Annotated in this window: 17 protein-coding genes; 9 read left to right on the forward strand and 8 right to left on the reverse strand. The window is 39.0% G+C overall.

The features are described 5' to 3' along the window. Positions 1-133 precede the first annotated feature (133 nt). Together PN497_RS04300 and PN497_RS04305 are read left to right on the forward strand one after the other, a co-directional pair. Positions 134-736: a peroxiredoxin gene (locus PN497_RS04300; RefSeq protein ID WP_096572137.1), complete on the forward strand. Its 603-nt coding sequence runs from the start codon at positions 134-136 to the stop codon at positions 734-736. Between the two features lie 181 nt (positions 737-917). Continuing rightward, a complete protein-coding gene (locus PN497_RS04305) occupies positions 918-1,475 on the forward strand; it encodes a peroxiredoxin family protein (RefSeq protein WP_096572138.1) in 558 nt (185 codons plus the stop codon). Positions 1,476-1,479: 4 nt separating this feature from the next. On the opposite strand, the gene PN497_RS04310 is transcribed toward PN497_RS04305, so the two are convergent. The 4 genes from PN497_RS04310 to PN497_RS04325 all read right to left on the reverse strand — a co-directional run bounded on the left by PN497_RS04310 (position 1,480) and on the right by PN497_RS04325 (position 5,251). Then, entirely contained in the window at positions 1,480-2,469 is a 990-nt protein-coding gene (locus tag PN497_RS04310) for a DnaJ C-terminal domain-containing protein (RefSeq protein WP_096572139.1), read from the reverse strand. Between the two features lie 295 nt (positions 2,470-2,764). Beyond that, positions 2,765-3,220 (reverse strand): AAA family ATPase, encoded by a 456-nt coding sequence (locus tag PN497_RS04315; RefSeq protein ID WP_096572867.1) that lies wholly within the window; start codon positions 3,218-3,220, stop codon positions 2,765-2,767. Between the two features lie 121 nt (positions 3,221-3,341). Then, positions 3,342-4,631 carry a glucose-1-phosphate adenylyltransferase gene (locus PN497_RS04320; RefSeq protein ID WP_096572140.1) on the reverse strand — a complete coding sequence of 430 codons (1,290 nt, stop codon included), beginning with the start codon at positions 4,629-4,631 and terminating at the stop codon, positions 3,342-3,344. 155 nt (positions 4,632-4,786) lie between these two features. Continuing rightward, entirely contained in the window at positions 4,787-5,251 is a 465-nt protein-coding gene (locus PN497_RS04325; RefSeq protein WP_242052647.1) for a DUF29 domain-containing protein, read from the reverse strand. 208 nt (positions 5,252-5,459) lie between these two features. Between PN497_RS04325 and PN497_RS04330 the strand changes: the two genes are divergently transcribed. Genes PN497_RS04330 through PN497_RS04340 form a run of 3 tightly spaced genes read left to right on the forward strand, consistent with a single transcriptional unit; the run spans position 5,460 to position 8,793 of the window. Continuing rightward, positions 5,460-6,653: an ATP-binding protein gene (locus PN497_RS04330; RefSeq protein WP_096572142.1), complete on the forward strand. Its 1,194-nt coding sequence runs from the start codon at positions 5,460-5,462 to the stop codon at positions 6,651-6,653. Beyond that, positions 6,650-7,342 carry a DUF4276 family protein gene (locus PN497_RS04335; protein ID WP_096572143.1) on the forward strand — a complete coding sequence of 231 codons (693 nt, stop codon included), beginning with the start codon at positions 6,650-6,652 and terminating at the stop codon, positions 7,340-7,342. Before PN497_RS04330 ends, PN497_RS04335 begins: the two co-directional genes overlap by 4 nt. Before the next feature lie 5 nt (positions 7,343-7,347). Beyond that, positions 7,348-8,793: a glycoside hydrolase family 13 protein gene (locus PN497_RS04340; RefSeq protein WP_096572144.1), complete on the forward strand. Its 1,446-nt coding sequence runs from the start codon at positions 7,348-7,350 to the stop codon at positions 8,791-8,793. Between the two features lie 435 nt (positions 8,794-9,228). On the opposite strand, the gene PN497_RS04345 is transcribed toward PN497_RS04340, so the two are convergent. Together PN497_RS04345 and PN497_RS04350 are read right to left on the reverse strand one after the other, a co-directional pair. Continuing rightward, the gene (locus PN497_RS04345; RefSeq protein WP_096572145.1) at positions 9,229-9,522 is read right to left on the reverse strand and encodes a DUF3593 domain-containing protein; all 294 of its coding nucleotides are present in this window, start codon (positions 9,520-9,522) and stop codon (positions 9,229-9,231) included. After that, complete coding sequence (locus PN497_RS04350) at positions 9,519-9,854, reverse strand: DUF2499 domain-containing protein (RefSeq protein WP_096572146.1); 336 nt, start codon at positions 9,852-9,854, stop codon at positions 9,519-9,521. The genes PN497_RS04345 and PN497_RS04350 overlap by 4 nt, the downstream gene beginning before the upstream one ends. 227 nt (positions 9,855-10,081) lie before the next feature. Here PN497_RS04350 and csaB point away from each other — a divergent pair, with 227 nt between their 5' ends. Together csaB and PN497_RS04360 are read left to right on the forward strand one after the other, a co-directional pair. Next, on the forward strand, positions 10,082-11,119 hold the full coding sequence (csaB, locus tag PN497_RS04355) for a polysaccharide pyruvyl transferase CsaB (protein ID WP_096572147.1): 1,038 nt from the start codon (positions 10,082-10,084) through the stop codon (positions 11,117-11,119). Positions 11,120-11,213: 94 nt separating this feature from the next. Beyond that, a complete protein-coding gene (locus PN497_RS04360; protein ID WP_096572148.1) occupies positions 11,214-11,792 on the forward strand; it encodes a Uma2 family endonuclease in 579 nt (192 codons plus the stop codon). A gap of 229 nt (positions 11,793-12,021) precedes the next feature. On the opposite strand, the gene pgeF is transcribed toward PN497_RS04360, so the two are convergent. Next, positions 12,022-12,798: a peptidoglycan editing factor PgeF gene (gene pgeF, locus PN497_RS04365; protein ID WP_096572868.1), complete on the reverse strand. Its 777-nt coding sequence runs from the start codon at positions 12,796-12,798 to the stop codon at positions 12,022-12,024. Between the two features lie 77 nt (positions 12,799-12,875). On the opposite strand from pgeF, the gene PN497_RS04370 reads away from it, so the two are divergent. Both PN497_RS04370 and PN497_RS04375 read left to right on the forward strand, forming a co-directional pair. Further along, complete coding sequence (locus PN497_RS04370; RefSeq protein WP_096572149.1) at positions 12,876-13,676, forward strand: biotin--[acetyl-CoA-carboxylase] ligase; 801 nt, start codon at positions 12,876-12,878, stop codon at positions 13,674-13,676. An 88-nt stretch (positions 13,677-13,764) separates the two neighbouring features. Continuing rightward, positions 13,765-15,354, forward strand: a complete 1,590-nt coding sequence (locus PN497_RS04375) for a peptidoglycan DD-metalloendopeptidase family protein (protein ID WP_096572150.1) — start codon at positions 13,765-13,767, stop codon at positions 15,352-15,354. 84 nt (positions 15,355-15,438) lie between these two features. On the opposite strand, the gene PN497_RS04380 is transcribed toward PN497_RS04375, so the two are convergent. Then, on the reverse strand, positions 15,439-16,095 hold the full coding sequence (locus PN497_RS04380) for a riboflavin synthase (RefSeq protein ID WP_096572151.1): 657 nt from the start codon (positions 16,093-16,095) through the stop codon (positions 15,439-15,441). Between the last annotated feature and the right edge of the window lie 330 nt (positions 16,096-16,425).

Consider the following 16,425-nt stretch of genomic DNA (forward strand, 5'->3'; position numbering starts at 1 on the left):
CTCAAAATCGTAATGACTATGATATAGTCGTAACAGATTGTAACTAAACTGTGATGAGCGTGGAGGAATGGTTGATCTAACCCAGATACCCACGCCAAAAAATGGATATAAAACTCAAGGAGAACTAGGTTAAATGTCACTCAATAATGGATGTCTTCGTGTTGGTCAACAGGCTCCCGATTTTACAGCAACAGCTGTAGCAGATCAAGAATTTAAGACCATCAAACTTTCTGACTATCGCGGCAAGTATGTAGTCCTGTTTTTCTACCCCTTAGACTTTACCTTTGTTTGCCCCACCGAGATCACAGCATTCAGCGATCGCTACGAAGAATTCAAGAATCTTAATACAGAAATCTTAGGTGTTTCTGTAGATAGTGAATTTTCTCACCTCGCTTGGATTCAAACAGATCGTAAATCTGGGGGTGTGGGTGACTTAAATTATCCCCTAGTTTCCGACATCAAGAAAGAAATTAGTGCAGACTATAACGTTCTCGATCCAGCAGCTGGTATTGCTTTGCGTGGTTTGTTTATCATTGATAAAGATGGTGTAATTCAACATTCTACCATTAATAACTTAGCATTTGGTCGCAGTGTAGATGAAACATTGCGTACATTACAGGCTATTCAGCACGTTCAATCTCACCCAGACGAAGTTTGTCCTGCTGGTTGGCAACCCGGAGAAAAAACAATGATTCCCGATCCTGTGAAGTCTAAAGTTTACTTCGCAGCAGTGTAGGTGATTGGGGACTGGTGATTGGTGATTGGTGAAGAAAATTTTAGATTTTAGATTTTAGATTTTAGATTGGAGTTCATCAAATACAATCCAAAATCCAAAATCCAAAATCCAAAATTGAATTACCCATTACCCATTACCAATTCTTAATTTTTAACTTTTAACTTTTAACTTTTAATTATTTATGTTGACATCTACAGATTTTACAGGTTTATTGAACGAGCGATTTTTCCGCAATTTGTTACCCAAACCAGCACTCGATGATTTAAGATTGGGAATATTAACACCTGACTTTAAATTAACAGATGTTACCAATAATCGCACAATCAAATTATCAGATTATCGTGGTCAACAGCCTGTTATTTTAGCATTTACAAGAATTTTTACAGAAAAACAATATTGTCCTTTTTGTTATCCTCATATTAAAGCATTAAATGAAAATTATGAGGAATTTACAAAACGGGGTATAGAAATTTTAATGATCACCAGCACAGATAAACACCAAAGTCAAGCAGTAGTAAGAGACTTAGGATTAAAAATGCCCTTATTAATAAATCCTAGTTGTCATATTTTTAGAACATATCACACAGGGCAAGCATTAGGAGCGCCCTTACCAGCGCAGTTTGTATTAGATAAAGATGGGAAATTAAGTTACAGACATCTATTTTCTTTTTTAGAACATAATGCCAGTATCGAGAAATTACTAACACAATTTAATGATAGGAGTCAGAATGACTCCTAACTCCTTACAACTTCACCTGTGCTAAATGACTGCGGGGGTTGTAGGTACGAATAGAGCGGAGTTTTTCATAATATTCTCGCTCCTGTGGGGTGAGGTCTTTGGGGGGTGCGATCGCCACTTTCACAAATTGATCACCGCGTCCACCTTTAGCCAAAGGCCAACCCTTACCACGTAACCGCAGAGACTGACCAGAACGCACCCCTGCTGGTAACTTAACATTCACACTACCATCAGGAGTAGGAACATCAATAGAAGCACCTAAAGCAGCTTCATCAGGAGTTATCGGTACTTCACAAAGAAGATGATCACCTTCAAATTGGAAAAAAGAATGGGGTTGCAGTTCCACCTTTAAATATAAATCTCCCCGTTGTTGAGTGCTATGGTTAACTTGACCTTTACCCCGCACCCGCAAGCGAGTACCGGTTTTTGCACCTGCGGGAATACGAACATCTATAGTTTCATTACCTAGACTAAACCGTTTTTGCACTCCTGCGAATCCTTCAGCAAAAGTGAGACTAATCGTATATTCACTATCTTGGGCAGCAGCACCGCCCATATCTTGAAAACCAAAATCATTAAAACCGCCAAAACCTGTACCTGGTTTACCTGTAGAGGTACGATAGGAATAACTTTGTTTGTTGGTGCGTGGTCCTGCACCACCAAATAAATCATTAATGAAATCATTAAAACTGCCGTATTGACCAAAGTCAAAACCGCTCATATCTACCCCTGATCCACCAGGGAAACCACCTTCTCCTACCTGCCGCCAATATTGACCGTATTGATCATATTTTTTGCGTTTATCAGGGTCAGAGAGAACTTCGTAAGCTTCGTTAACTTCTTTAAATTTTGCTTCTGCTTGTTTATTACCGGGGTTAACGTCGGGATGGTATTTGCGGGCTAATTTACGAAAAGCTTGTTTAATTTCTTCTGGAGTGGCAGTTTTAGTAATTCCTAAAATTGAGTAATAGTCTTTAAAATCGGTTGCAGCCATCTACCAGCCTCCTGTAAAAATTTAGGTAAAGTTAAGTTATGTTTTTTTCTAAGATGTTGAGATTTACTGTTTGCCTGGTCTAATGCCCGGAAACAGGATGATGATCCTAAATTAGCAAAGAATAGCAAAAATCCAGTGTGGTTGTCGCTCATAGTGCCAGCGCAATTACCGTACTCTTGAGGAGGCAGGAGGAGAAAATTTTAGATTTTAGATTTTAGATTTTAGATTGGAGATGACAAAAATAATCCAAAATCAAAAATCAAAAATCCAAAATTGTATCACCAATCACCCCACCTTACTTATAAATTATGTCGTCTAGTCCTTCATCTAAGCTGGGGGGAGCATCCCAAAGTTGGCGGTGCATTCGCAAAATAACGTCTTCTGGAACTTGGCGATCGCGTTTTTTATTGCGTGTTAAACATAACCAAACGGGAGTTCTTACCCATATACCAGTAATGTGAGTAAAACCAGTGTGACGGGCTAATTCTATAACTTCCCGGCGATTTCTTCTTTGGGCGTTAGTAGCATCAAAAATGGTGGGTATATTGGCAATAGTGGCTTGTTGAAACTGTCTTTCAACTTCTTGCCAAATCAAAAACCAAGGACCTTGAGTGGCTTGAGAACCAAAAAGCTGCCCCCGGATAGCATCTGTAGAAATGAGTTGCATCTGAGGGCATTCTGTTAGTAATTGTGCAGCCAATGTTGATTTACCGCTACCAGGAACACCAATTAGTAAAAGTAGTTTAGTCATTGGGAATAGGGAAGATGGGGAGATGGGGAGATGGGGAGAAATTAAATTATTTGTATTTTCCCAATCACCAATCACCAATCACCAATCACCAATCACCAATCACCAATCACCAATCACCAGACTAAATAACTGTTCCATCAGGAATCACGGCATTTTTGAGAACAACTACAATCCCACTACGGATATAAAATCCTTGTTTTTCCCGTTCAGCTTCTTGGACGTTATCCTTGTTGATAATTTTCACATTATGACCAATGCGGGCATTTTTATCAATGATGGCTCGGCGAATAATGGTATCTGTACCAATACCAACGGGAATATCACCTTGTTCTATACTACATTGACGTTCTACCGATGGTTGGTAATAGTCTGAACCCATAATCAGGGTTTCTTCAATTACAGAACCTGATTCAATCCGCGATCGCACTCCCAAAACTGAATGTTGAATCCGGCAGTCTTTCAAAATACAACCTTCACCAATCATTGATTCTGTAATATTGCAATTCAATAATTTAGAAGGTGGTAAGTAACGAGCGCGGGTGTAAATTGGTGCTGCTTCATCGTAGAAGCTAAAGGGTGGAAGAGGCTGCTTAGTCAGGGCTAAATTGGCGTTGTAAAATGCTTCTATTGTTCCGATGTCTTCCCAGTAATCATCAAATAAGTATGCCTGAACATTATGATCTTTAGCGGCATCAGGAATAATTTCTTTACCGAAATCAGTCCGTTCTAAAGATTCTTTCAGCAGTTTGATTAAAACATCTTTTTTGAACACATATATGCCCATTGAGGCGATATATGGTTGTAATTCAGCTTGTTCTTTGGTTAACCCCAGGATGGTTGTATCAACGCGCATTTTGGCTAAAGCGTCACCCTTGGGTTTTTCGCTAAAGTCAATCACCCTACCAGAGTTGTCAATTTTCATTAAACCAAAATCGGAGGCGCGGCGATCGTCTATGGGAATCACAGAAAGGGTAATATCAGCGTTGGTTTCCCGATGACGCTGGATAAACTGACGGTAATCCATGCGGTAAAGGTGATCACCAGACAGGATCAGAAATTCGTCTACATCCCATTCCTGTAACATCCAGAGATACTGACGTACAGCATCGGCTGTACCTTGGAACCAGTTGGGGTTTTCTGGAGTTTGTTGTGCTGCTAACACTTCTACAAACCCATCACTGAAGCCACCGAAGTTGTAAGCACGGGTAATATGGCGATTTAAAGAGGCTGAGTTAAATTGTGTGAGAACGTAGATTTTATAGATTTCTGAATTTATGCAGTTACTGATTGGGATATCTATTAAGCGATATTTCCCAGCTACGGGTACTGCGGGTTTAGCGCGGAGTTTGGTTAAGGGATACAGTCGTGTACCCGCACCTCCACCAAGAATGATTGCTAAAACTTTTTTCACAAAATTTCTCCAGACTGCCTTTCAACTCTCACCTACAGTTTAGGACTATCAGTGGCAACTGATAAGGGGGGATCAAAGAATCTTGAGGAAGAATTTTTGAGATTGGGTTCAAACCAGTAAAATAGAACTAATGTATTAATAATGGATAGATTTTGTTAATCAGGTAGAAAATCATCACTGATGACTTGTTGTAGATGATATGGGCAAATCACAGGAAAAGATTCTCTTGGTAAACCTGTTTCAGCTTTTGCTTGCTTGACTGCTTGTGTGTAACATTCTGTAAAAATTTCCTCTAGATAGGGTTGGAGACTGGGAGAATCCTGGAGTGATTCTTGTACACGTCTGCGATGTTCAATGATGCTGCTTTCCCAGCTACCGCTTCTCTGGTTCGGTTGAAATTGCCATTTAAGCAAATGCAGCAGAATTACAATCAGATTACTTTTAAGACTTTTGCGTTCACTCCTTCCCATATCAGCGATTTCTTCAATCAGGTTTTCCCAGTCTACATTGGTGTAGTCCTGATTTTGTAATTTAGACAAGGTTGTTTCTATCCATTGCAGGTAGTCGGTTTCATATAGGGTGGGGGAAGGTGTTTTAGGTAAAGACATGGCGATTTCCATAGCTTTTACTTTGAGCTTTTACTTTGATTGTAGTTTTTCTGGGTGGGAATATCGCTCTGCAAACGATGAAGCTGATAATATTGGGTTAATCAACAAGAAAAACTCAATCACAGGTTAATGTTTTCTTGTAGGATAAGAATCAGTATCATTACTAAAGGGATATAATCAACCCTGATTACCTGAATAAATTGTAAGAAATCAAACATTTATGAGATTAGATTTAGTTGAATATTATCAAGATGAAAATAAATGGCGTTTAAAAAATTGCCAACTAGGTGATATAAACTTAATTGTAGGTAAAAACGCCTCTGGAAAATCAAGAATCCTCAGAACTATTAAGTTTATAGCGGATTTTTTAGCTGGTGAAGAAAGACTGAGTAGGCTGGATGGTAGGTTAAGAGAGTGGAAGCTAACCTTTGATATTAATCACACAGATGAGAAAAAAGTCTACATCTTAAAAGCTGAGAATGGACAAGTAATTAAAGAGAGTTACACGATAGGAGCTAAATCTTACCTGAATAGAGATGAATCAGGAAAAGGTAAAATTCAGGCTGTACAATTAGATCAGGAAATTGATTTTCAAACACCGCCTAGTGAAGTTGCTGCTTTTAATCGTAGAGATTCTATTCAACATCCTTTTTTCGAGGAAATTTACAATTGGGCAAACTCATTGAGATATTACGAATTTGGAACGGATTTAGGTAGAAAAAGTCTGCTTGAAATTAATAATGAAAGTTTTTCTTTACTCAAAGGAAATATAGACTTCAAAAATAAAGACAATGTAATTGCTATCTTTAAAAGAGGAGAGGAAGAGCTAGGAGAAAGTTTTATTACATCTATAAAATCCGATATGTTATATCTAGGTTACAAAATAAATGAATTGGGATTGAAAACTCCATCAACTTCGATTTTTAAAGGAGATAAACTATCTTTGCCAGACGGAAAATATCAATATCTTTATGTTCAGGAAAGTGATTTAAAAAATCAAACTGAACAATCAATTATGTCTCAAGGTATGTTTAGAGCATTATCTCTCATAATTCAAGTAAACTATTCACTCTTAGCTAAAAAACCTAGTTGTATTTTAATAGATGATATTGGTGAAGGACTCGATTTTGAAAGAGCATCAGCGATGATTAAGTTACTTGTTAGTAAAGCTGAAGCAGAAAAAGGATTAGTTCAGTTAATTATGACCACGAATGATCGATTTATTATGAATGGTGTTCCTTTAGAATATTGGTCAGTTATTGAGAGACAACCAGGATTAGCCAAACTTCATAATATACATAATTCAAAAGAAATATTTGATGATTTTAAATTCACTGGTTTAAATAATTTTGATTTCTTTGCAACCCAATTCTATCTAGAGGGATTTGGTAATGAGGAGAATATAGAACAGTGAAAAAATTAGCTATTTTTGTGGAGGGGAAAACTGAACAAATTTTTGTCAAAAAGTTATTAACAGAAATTGCTGGTAAATTACATATATCCATAGAAATTAAATCTAGGGAAAAAAGCAACTCTGCTCAAGTAATAATGAAAGATCCTGTTACTTCTGCAACAAAATTTTATGTTTTAATTTATAACTCTTGTCGTGATGAAAGTGTCGTTTCCGACATGAGAGACCAATATAATTTTCTTACTACTGCTGGTTATGAGAGAGTAATAGGATTAAGAGATGTTTACCCCATACCCATAGCTGAAAAATTCAAACTGCAAAGAGGTTTGAATTATTCTTTACCCAAAGGTTCAATTACTGTAAATATAGTGCTTGCTGTGATGGAAATAGAAGCATGGTTTTTAGCAGAATATAATCATTTTATTAAAATAGATTCCAGCTTAACACCTGATAGAATTGAGGAACTTTTTGGTTTTAATCCTCAAACCGATGATATGGAAGCACGACTTAAACCTTCAGATGACATCAAACAAATTTATAATCATGTCGGCAAAGGTTACAATAAGAGTGAAAAACAACTGAATAGACTAGCAGCTAATTTAGATTATGAATTTATATATATTAAACTTGTCAATTGTGTTCCTAGTTTGGGAGAATTTATTAGATATATCGACAATTTCATAATTTATTAGTAGATATGCAAATTCACACACCAGACTGGGTAAAACACGCGGTTTTTTACCAAATCTTCCCCGATAGATTCGCTAAAAGTACACAACCCCGGAAACGTTTATTAAATGATCCAAAATGGGAAGATTGGGATGCTTTCCCCACACTCCAAGGTTATAAAGGTGGGGATTTATGGGGGATTTTAGAACAATTAGATTATATTCAAAGTTTAGGCGTTAACGCTATTTACTTTACTCCCATTTTTCAATCTGCTTGTAATCACCGTTATCACACCCATGATTATTATCAAGTTGATCCTTTATTGGGAGGAAATGCAGCATTTAAAGAATTGCTAGATGCAGCACATCAACGTAATATTAAAATTGTGTTGGATGGGGTTTTTAATCATGCGAGTCGGGGGATTTTCTTTTTTCACGACATATTAGAAAATGGACCTCATTCACCTTGGGTAGATTGGTTTAAAATTCAAGGTTGGCCACTTGCACCTTATACGGGTGATGCACCTGCAAATTATGAAAGTTGGGCGGGTATTCGTTCTTTACCAGTGTTTAATCATGATAACCCAGAAGTGCGGGAATATATTATGGAAATTGCCGAATATTGGATTAAATTTGGTATTGATGGATGGCGTTTAGATGTACCTTTTGAAATAAAAACTCCTGGTTTTTGGCAAGAATTTAGAAGTAGAGTAAAAGCCATAAATCCCGATGCTTATATTGTCGGAGAAGTGTGGACAGATTCCCGTCAGTGGTTGGATGGAAGGCAATTTGATGGGGTAATGAATTATTTATTTACAGGTCCAACTATTGCTTTTACTGCGGGAAACCGTGTAGATTTAGAAATGGTAAAGGGACGTGATTATCAACCTTTTCCACCTTTATTTGCTGCTGAATATGCGGAGAAAATAGAGGACTTATTGACACTTTATCCTTGGGAAATTCAACTTACACAACTGAATTTATTAGCAAGTCATGATACAGCGAGATTAATAACTATTGCAGGTGGTGATGTTGCATCTTTAGAATTAGCAACTTTGTTATTATTGACTTTTCCGGGAGCGCCTAGTATATATTATGGTGATGAAGTGGGTTTACCAGGTGCTTTAGATCCTGATTGTCGTCGTGGTTTTCCTTTAGAAGCTAATTGGAATTTGCAAATTTTGAAAACCCATAAACAATTAATTTCTTTACGTAATCAATATCAAGCTTTGAGGGTGGGAAGTTATCAAGTTATTTATGCGGAAAGTACGCTGTATGTGTTTATAAGAATTTGGGAAAATGAGGAGTTAATGATTGCAGTAAATGTGGGTGAGGAGTCGGTTACAGTGAGTTTTGATGGTGGGAAATTAGAAAATAAATTGCAAAATTTATTGTTTGGAAATGGGGAAATAAAGTGGAATAATCAGAGTGTTGATTTGAATGTTCCTGCGCGTAGCGGGTGTATTTTTGGTTAGGAATTGAGATCCCCCCTAACCTCACAAGGGTAGGTATTTTACATTGTCGTCAGGGCAAGACTTGGTGGACAAGGTGGACAAGGTGGACAAGGTGACAAGGGAGGAAAACAGTACAAAGTCTGTATTTTTAGTCACAAAAATAGTCCGTCAAAAAACCATTGTCCGTATAAAATCTTCCTTGTCTTCCTGGTCTTGCCTTCACAGATCATATTAAAAACCTACCCCTGTGAGGGGGGGTAGAGAGACAAAAAATCATCTGCACATAGGTATTCACCCTCAAACTCTTTATTCATCGTGGTTTTCAGTTTATTCAGCAACCCCTATTTAGGGGTGCGATCGCGGCAGAAAATGTGTTTTTATTGAGAATTAGGTAATTTAATTGAGAATTAAAACCCGATCTCACAAAATCGCTTCGCTCCCCCTGTCACCTATCACCTATTCCTTATTCCCTAAATTTTGTACTGCTTGGCGAAAACCTAAGACGACTAAAATATTAGCGAGGGTTAAAAATACTTCAGCGCCTCCATGTAACCAGTCTATATTGGCTAAAGCTTCTCCATAAGCAACTTTGGCATAGATGCCGGCGGGAATGGTAATACCGACAAATACTAAAGTACCGTAAAATCCATATAGGGCTAAACGTGGCATTTGCGGACTACGGCTAATAAACCACAAGAAACCCAAATAGGGAAACAAGGAAAGGGCAAAGAGGGTTTCTTTTGATATCATGGTTCTGATTTGATGGTTTTTGCTTCAATTTTGGTTGCAGACTTGGTAGAACGCCAAATCCACACTGCTGCCGCCCAAAGGGTAAAATTACCCACTAATGTCATGGTAGCTTGGAGGGTGACTAACCATTCTAGGGATTCGGGGTTGTCGAAATAATGCCAAGTGCAAGCACACATAGCACTGATTAAAGCTGGTAACATGGCAAAGGACAATCCCCACCAACTACGGTTTTTTGTCAGTTCACCGTATCTCCAGATTAACCAAATAGCGGCTATCCATTCAATAACACTAGAAACGTGAATAATCCAGGTGGGAATCGAAAGGGCGTGCATAATAGTCAGTAATCAGTTATTAGTTGTCTATTAGTTGTCAGTTGTAGATAACCACTTAAAAAATTGGTAATCCAAAATCTAAAATATCAGGACTTACGTAGAATACCTCACAAACCCTCTTTCCTTTGTGTCCTTTGCGTCCTTTGCGGTTTATTTTTCCATGATTACGGCCTAAGTCCAACATCTAACATCCAAAATCCAAAATCCAAAATCCAAAATTATTGAAGATGCGTGTTTTATTATCTGGGTATTACGGCAAAGGTAATGGTGGTGATGAAGCTTTGTTAGCTACACTTTTGCAAATGTTACCACCTCATGTCACCCCTGTAGTGCTTTCTGGAAATCCTGAAGAAACGAGTCGGCGTTATGGTGTGGAAAGTTACAACCGCATGGCGTTTTTACAGGTAATTCAAGCTTTACGTTCCTGTGATGCGTTCATTTGGGGTGGTGGTAGTTTAATGCAGGATGTGACTAGTACCATTAGCCCTTTTTATTATGGCGGATTAATGGCGATCGCTCAAGTCCTAAAATTAAAAACTATAGCTTGGGGACAGGGAATAGGACCTTTATTGCGTCCGCAAACTCGCTGGTTAGCAAAGCGAAATTTTGCTGGTTGTATTCAAGTCAGTGTACGCGATCGCTCTAGTTCGGCTTTATTATCAAATTGGAATATACCACATATTCTTGCACCTGATCCAGTTTGGGCATTAAAGTCGCAGTCAGTAGCAGAATTAGCAGATTTACCAAAACCAAGAATTGCAGTTACTTTAAGAAATCATCCCCAACTTACAGAAACTAGATTAGCAAATTTAACTCGTGCTTTGGTAGAGTTACAAACAGCTACCCAAGCCTTTATTTTAATATTACCATTTCAAAAAAGCGAAGATTTAGGAATTGCCGAAAAAATTCAACTGCAATTAACAGATAATAGTCAGATTCTTTGTTTAGAAGCACCGGAAATTTTAAAAGGTGCATTTCAGGGTGTAGATATGGTTATTGGAATGCGTCTACATAGTTTAATTATGGCTGCTAGTGAAGGTTGTCGTTGTTTTGCATTGAGTTATGATCCCAAGATAAACAGATTAATGGAAGATTTACAAATACCTGGATGGGATTTAGAAAATATCCCCGATGATGTAGATTTAATTAGTAAAAATTGGTTAGATTTTTATCAAAATGGTAATGCTTTGTCATCGGAGAAAATACAATCTTTGGTAAATGGGGCGTTTTTGCATAGGGATTTATTAAAGGATGCTTTAAAGTAAATTTTCTTAAATAGCATAACCAAATCATACCAAGTTCATTTATTATTGAGATCCGAGTTGATATATATTCCCAGAGATATCCCCAGAGATAATTATGACAGCGATCACCGTCAACTTAAATCCTATTATCCAACTCACAGACCATCAATTTTATCAATTGTGTCGAGAAAATCCTGAAGTTAAATTTGAAAGAAATGCAAAAGGAGAAATACAGATTATGTCACCCACAGGAGGAGGAACGGGAAAACGTAATGTTGAAATTTCGGCAGATTTTGTTTTTTGGAATCGTCAAAATAAACTAGGAGTTTGTTTTGATTCTTCCACCTGTTTTAAACTTCCCAATGGTGCAAACCGTTCTCCTGATGTAGCTTGGATAAAAAAAGAAAGATGGGATGCACTCACACTGGAAGAACAGGAAAAGTTTCCACCAATCGCACCCGATTTTGTTTTAGAGTTAATGTCACCCAGTGATAGTTTAGAAGAAACTCAGGAAAAAATGCGGGAGTATATCAATAATGAAGTAAGATTAGGTTGGTTGATTAATCGTAAAATGCGTCAAGTGGAAATTTATCGTCTTGGTAAACCAGTGGAAGTATTAGAATTTCCTCAAGAATTATCAGGTGAAGATGTTTTACCGGGGTTTGTTTTGAATTTGCAAATAGTTTGGGGATAAACTAGGTGACAGATACTAGAGAAGAAAGCAGGGTAACACAAAACCCTCTTAAAGAAAAAATCGTTCCTATCCAACTCTTGAAACTGTCACCGTGGCGTAGCACCTGTCACCTGTCACCTGTCACCTAGCTTTCACAGATAACTTTTTCAGCAAACCCTAAATAGAAATGCTAATGCCATGCTCAATACAACGGTAACACATCAAACATTATGTTACTACTGACAGGAAATTAAGATAAACTAACAATTCCTGACCATTGCACCTTTTTCTCCTTTTCTCGACGATAAGAAAAGAAGTGTTCAGGAGATTGATAGGTACAGTAAGGAGCGATCGCAATTTGTTCTCCACTAAACCCCAACTGCTCTAACTGCAAAGCATTAACACGACGCACATCTAAACGCACCTTTCCCGGTTCTGCATCCGGTAATAAAGGTGAATCAGGTAAATCGTGTAAAGCAGCAACTATTTTTTCTGGGTCATTATGTGGTATAATAGTGCTTCCAATTTCCGCAGCCACTTCCACGGAAACTTGGTAAACTTCACCTGCGATCGCAGGACCCATAGCAATGCGTAAATCTTCCAGTTTGCTACCTTGAGATTGCATCTTTTTAATGGCTTGGGGAACAATCTGCGCTGCTGTACCCCGCCAACCCGCGTGTAAAGCCGCTACCTGTCCGATTTTGACATCCCCAATCAGCACCGGTGTACAATCAGCAGAAGCCACCCAAACAGCCTGTAAAGGTTTTTCACTGATTAAACCATCTGCTAACGCCAACTCATCATTGCTGTTGTTTAAATGTTCATCTACCTCTTGGGGAGTCAAAACAGTATTACCGTGAACTTGTTTTAAACGATAAGCAGCAGCTTCTGGTTGCAGTACCTGTGTTAACTCCTGCGGTGGACGTGGCCAAAACTGCTGGGTAAAAAAACCATGAGGCCAAGGTGTCAAAAGATTACAAGTCAGGTAAGGTAGACCTTCCCAATTGTGCCAGTGCCAAGTGTGCATTTTCAAACAAACCCAAACAAAAAATACAAAACCGCCAATCAATGCTAACTTGATCAACGGGATTTAGGGGAATAACTGTGGAATTTGATCGGCAACTTTTAGAAAATTTCTTACACTTAGGGCGTAAGCAACCATGTATACCATTTTCTCTACACATTTTTGACAGTCTCCCGTCAACTAATCAAATGGTATGGGACTTGATCGCCCAAGGAGCAAAACCAGGATCTGTAGTGATTGCCACCCAACAAACCGCAGGTAGGGGACAATGGGGAAGACAATGGTTATCTCCTGCGGGTGGTTTATACCTTTCAATGGCGATCGCTCCTCAACTAGAAGTCACCAATAGCTATCAACTAACCTTAGCTAGTGCTTGGGGAATTGCTTCACACTTACGAAAGTGTGGCATAACAGTAGGAATAAAATGGCCGAATGATTTAGTATTAAATCGTCGCAAACTAGGCGGTATTTTAACAGAAACCAGGGTTTTTCAAGGGCATATTACCCAAGCTGTGATTGGTGTTGGTATAAACTGGGCTAACCCAGTACCAGAAACTGGCATCAACTTAAAATCCTGGCAAACTACCCAGAATGATCAAGCTATTTCTGGGCTAGAAATGCTCACTGCTCAAGTTTTACTGGGAATACAGTCCGGTCTAGAGTGTCTAAACAACGAAGGAATAAGCATACTACTGTCTCGGTATCTGCATTTACTGACAAACATTGGTGATCATGTGTATGTCAATAATCTCTTAGGCACTGTAGTTGGGGTGACACCCGAAGGAAATCTCCGCTTACAAATGGCTGAATATAATAGGACAGAACTGATAAAAGCAGAAATTTCTGTAGAACCCGGTACAATCAGTTTGGGTTACTCTTAATCTTCGGTGTTAATTTCTGTTTAATTTCTGTTTAACTTTTTAAGCACATCATCTTCTTTAAACTTATTACACACAACTGAGAGAAAAAATGACGCAGCCTCATAAATCTGCCCATAACCGCTTGAATAATAAGCGAACTCAAAGTTTAACAACAAAACGCTTTGCTTCTACATTACCAGCCCAAGCCCTGACTTGGTTGAGTAGTGTTAGCCTGTTAAGTGGTGGTTTTGTGTTGGCTCAAACGGAATCATCAGTAGATAACATTGTTCCCACTATTGAAAGTTCCCAACCGACAGCAGTTGCAGAGACAGGAACAAAAGAAACTGCTGCCCCAGAAGCAGTAAAATCAACACCAGATTTTGCTGAACGCAGAGCCAGACTGAAAAAGAAACTCAACAATAAAGAAGTTTCCCAAACAGCAGAACCGTTGAGACAGTCTCAACCAAAAGCAGAAAATTCTCAACCTGTTGTCATCATTAAAACTTCTCAACCGAAAGCGGAAACGTCACAGGTGAAAAAACCAGAGACTTCTGTTAACTCAGCACCTGAGAAACCCGCAGAAGTAGCTAAACCAGCAAATAATAATGCTGGGGATACTGGCAGCGCCACAGCGAGGAAAACCAAAGATTACAATAACACCCAGATTGACCCCACCGAATACAATGGGACTGCAACTAACAACTATGAACCACCCAGTTCTGTAGTTGTTACAGAAAGGTCTAGCGGTTGTGAAGCAGTTTTTTCTAAAAGAGAAATTGCTGCTGGTGCTTGTGGTAAAAAAGCCACTGATACCCCTACCGTAGCTGATGCACCCAAAAAATCAGCACCTAGTTGGATCAAAAAAAGTGAAACCGCTAGTTTAGAAAAAACACCAAAAACACCGCAAGTAGCGGCTCAGTCTAACTCACAAGCCCGCAATGTAGTGAAAACGGTTGCTACTGCTGTCAATAATAATCAAAGTTGGCGTACTGCCCAAACAAATACTAGCAGTTCTACAAAAACCGCCTATCGTCCGAATCGGTTTATTCCTCAACCCAGCGAGTTTTCCCCAACTACAACCGTCAATGCTACACCCATCGCCCCCAGCTTTGGCAGTTTACCCGCGCCAATGGCAGAGGATAATATAGCACCACGTCCAAGTAATGTATCTTATGATTTTGCCCTGGCAGCGGTTTTACCACAAGTTCCTTACAGTAACACCTTTGCTTATGCTTACCGTGGTGGTAGTTCGGGAGTAGCTTTTCCCTTATCTTTTGCTGCGCCTGTAACTTCTTTATTTGGTTGGCGGATACATCCTATAACTGGCGATCGCCGTTTCCATGCAGGTACAGATATAGGAGCGCCCACAGGTACACCAATTTTAGCAGCAGCTAGAGGTCAAGTAGAAACCGCTGACTGGATTGGTGGTTACGGTTTAACCGTGATTATTAATCACAGTTCTGCCCAACAAACTCTCTACGCTCATATGTCAGACATCTTAGTTCGTCCTGGTCAGTGGGTAGAACCAGGAATGGTGATCGGTCGAGTTGGTAGCACTGGTAACTCTACAGGACCTCACCTGCATTTTGAAGTCCGTCACCTCACACCCAACGGTTGGGTTGCTGTTGACCCCGGTGTGAAGTTACAAGCAGGTTTAAATAACTTGGTGTACAACAACAGAACAGCACAGGCCAGATAGGGGACAGGTGACAGGTGACTAGGGACTGGGTAATCAGTTATATTTTTCCCAATCACCAATCACCAATCACCAATCACCAGTCACCTATAAATACCCGTGTTCTATTAAGAATGCGGGTGTAATGTCCTCTTGATGTGGTGTTTTGCCTGGGGAAATGAATTTTTCCACGTATTTACCCAGGATATCGGCTTCTAAGTTTACCCAACTACCAGAACTTAAACAACTCAGGTTTGTTTCCGAGTATGTGAGGGGAATGACGGCTGCTGTAAACTGTGAGTGTTCAGGTTGATAGGTGGCTACAGTGAGACTGATACCGTTGATGGCGATGCTACCTTTAGGGACGATATAACGAGCGATCGCCTCTGGTACTGCAAAAGTCATTTCCCAAGAGGTCGCTGTCTGTTCCGCTAAAATGAGTTCACCCATCCCATCTACATGACCCATGACAAAATGACCTCCTACCTTACCCCCCACTCGCAGCGACGTTTCTAGGTTGACATATCTGGCTTGGGTTTCTTCTCTCCCTAAAGTGGTACGACGCAGGGTTTCTGGTGAAGCAGTGGCAATAAAACCATCTTTTAAAATTTCTTCCACCGTCAGACATACGCCATCTACTGCTACACTATCGCCATAAGTTAAATCGTGCATAATGGCATCCGAGTGGCTGACAAAAGTAATCTGCCACAAATCGTTAGATAAGGGTTTAATTTTACCTAATCCTTGAATTAATCCTGTAAACATGATTTTTTGCCAAATTAACTTTATTTACAAGTTTGCTAAGAATTGGTAATGGGTAATTGGTAATGGGTAATTGGTAATACAATTTTGGATTTTGGATTGTTTTTGTCAATTCCAATCTAAAATCTAAAATTTTCTTTCCCAGTCACCAGTCACCAGTCCCCAGTCACCAGTCCCCAGTCACCTATTGCTTAATTTTGGCTGAAATCAACTGATAATTCCGAACAAAAACGTAAAACATTTAAAGATAATTTCTGAAGTTTTTTTTGAAGGCTGAACAGTCACACATTAACATCAATCTCAAGGCATACTTGGTTAAGACGATTATGATTT

The sequence above is a fragment of the Sphaerospermopsis kisseleviana CS-549 genome, from assembly GCF_028329225.1.
Taxonomy (GTDB): Bacteria; Cyanobacteriota; Cyanobacteriia; order Cyanobacteriales; family Nostocaceae; genus Sphaerospermopsis; species Sphaerospermopsis kisseleviana.

What these genes read in the sequence shown, in the direction of transcription:
- PN497_RS04380 (WP_096572151.1), bottom strand. Translation starts at nt 16,095, where the DNA reads ATGTTTACAGGATTAATTCAAGGATTAGGTAAAATTAAACCCTTATCT.
- PN497_RS04340 (WP_096572144.1), top strand. Translation starts at nt 7,348, where the DNA reads ATGCAAATTCACACACCAGACTGGGTAAAACACGCGGTTTTTTACCAA.
- PN497_RS04330 (WP_096572142.1), top strand. Translation starts at nt 5,460, where the DNA reads ATGAGATTAGATTTAGTTGAATATTATCAAGATGAAAATAAATGGCGT.
- PN497_RS04300 (WP_096572137.1), top strand. Translation starts at nt 134, where the DNA reads ATGTCACTCAATAATGGATGTCTTCGTGTTGGTCAACAGGCTCCCGAT.
- csaB (WP_096572147.1), top strand. Translation starts at nt 10,082, where the DNA reads ATGCGTGTTTTATTATCTGGGTATTACGGCAAAGGTAATGGTGGTGAT.
- PN497_RS04350 (WP_096572146.1), bottom strand. Translation starts at nt 9,854, where the DNA reads ATGCACGCCCTTTCGATTCCCACCTGGATTATTCACGTTTCTAGTGTT.
- PN497_RS04345 (WP_096572145.1), bottom strand. Translation starts at nt 9,522, where the DNA reads ATGATATCAAAAGAAACCCTCTTTGCCCTTTCCTTGTTTCCCTATTTG.
- PN497_RS04360 (WP_096572148.1), top strand. Translation starts at nt 11,214, where the DNA reads ATGACAGCGATCACCGTCAACTTAAATCCTATTATCCAACTCACAGAC.
- PN497_RS04315 (WP_096572867.1), bottom strand. Translation starts at nt 3,220, where the DNA reads ATGACTAAACTACTTTTACTAATTGGTGTTCCTGGTAGCGGTAAATCA.
- PN497_RS04305 (WP_096572138.1), top strand. Translation starts at nt 918, where the DNA reads ATGTTGACATCTACAGATTTTACAGGTTTATTGAACGAGCGATTTTTC.
- PN497_RS04325 (WP_242052647.1), bottom strand. Translation starts at nt 5,251, where the DNA reads ATGGAAATCGCCATGTCTTTACCTAAAACACCTTCCCCCACCCTATAT.
- PN497_RS04310 (WP_096572139.1), bottom strand. Translation starts at nt 2,469, where the DNA reads ATGGCTGCAACCGATTTTAAAGACTATTACTCAATTTTAGGAATTACT.
- PN497_RS04375 (WP_096572150.1), top strand. Translation starts at nt 13,765, where the DNA reads ATGACGCAGCCTCATAAATCTGCCCATAACCGCTTGAATAATAAGCGA.
- pgeF (WP_096572868.1), bottom strand. Translation starts at nt 12,798, where the DNA reads ATGCACACTTGGCACTGGCACAATTGGGAAGGTCTACCTTACCTGACT.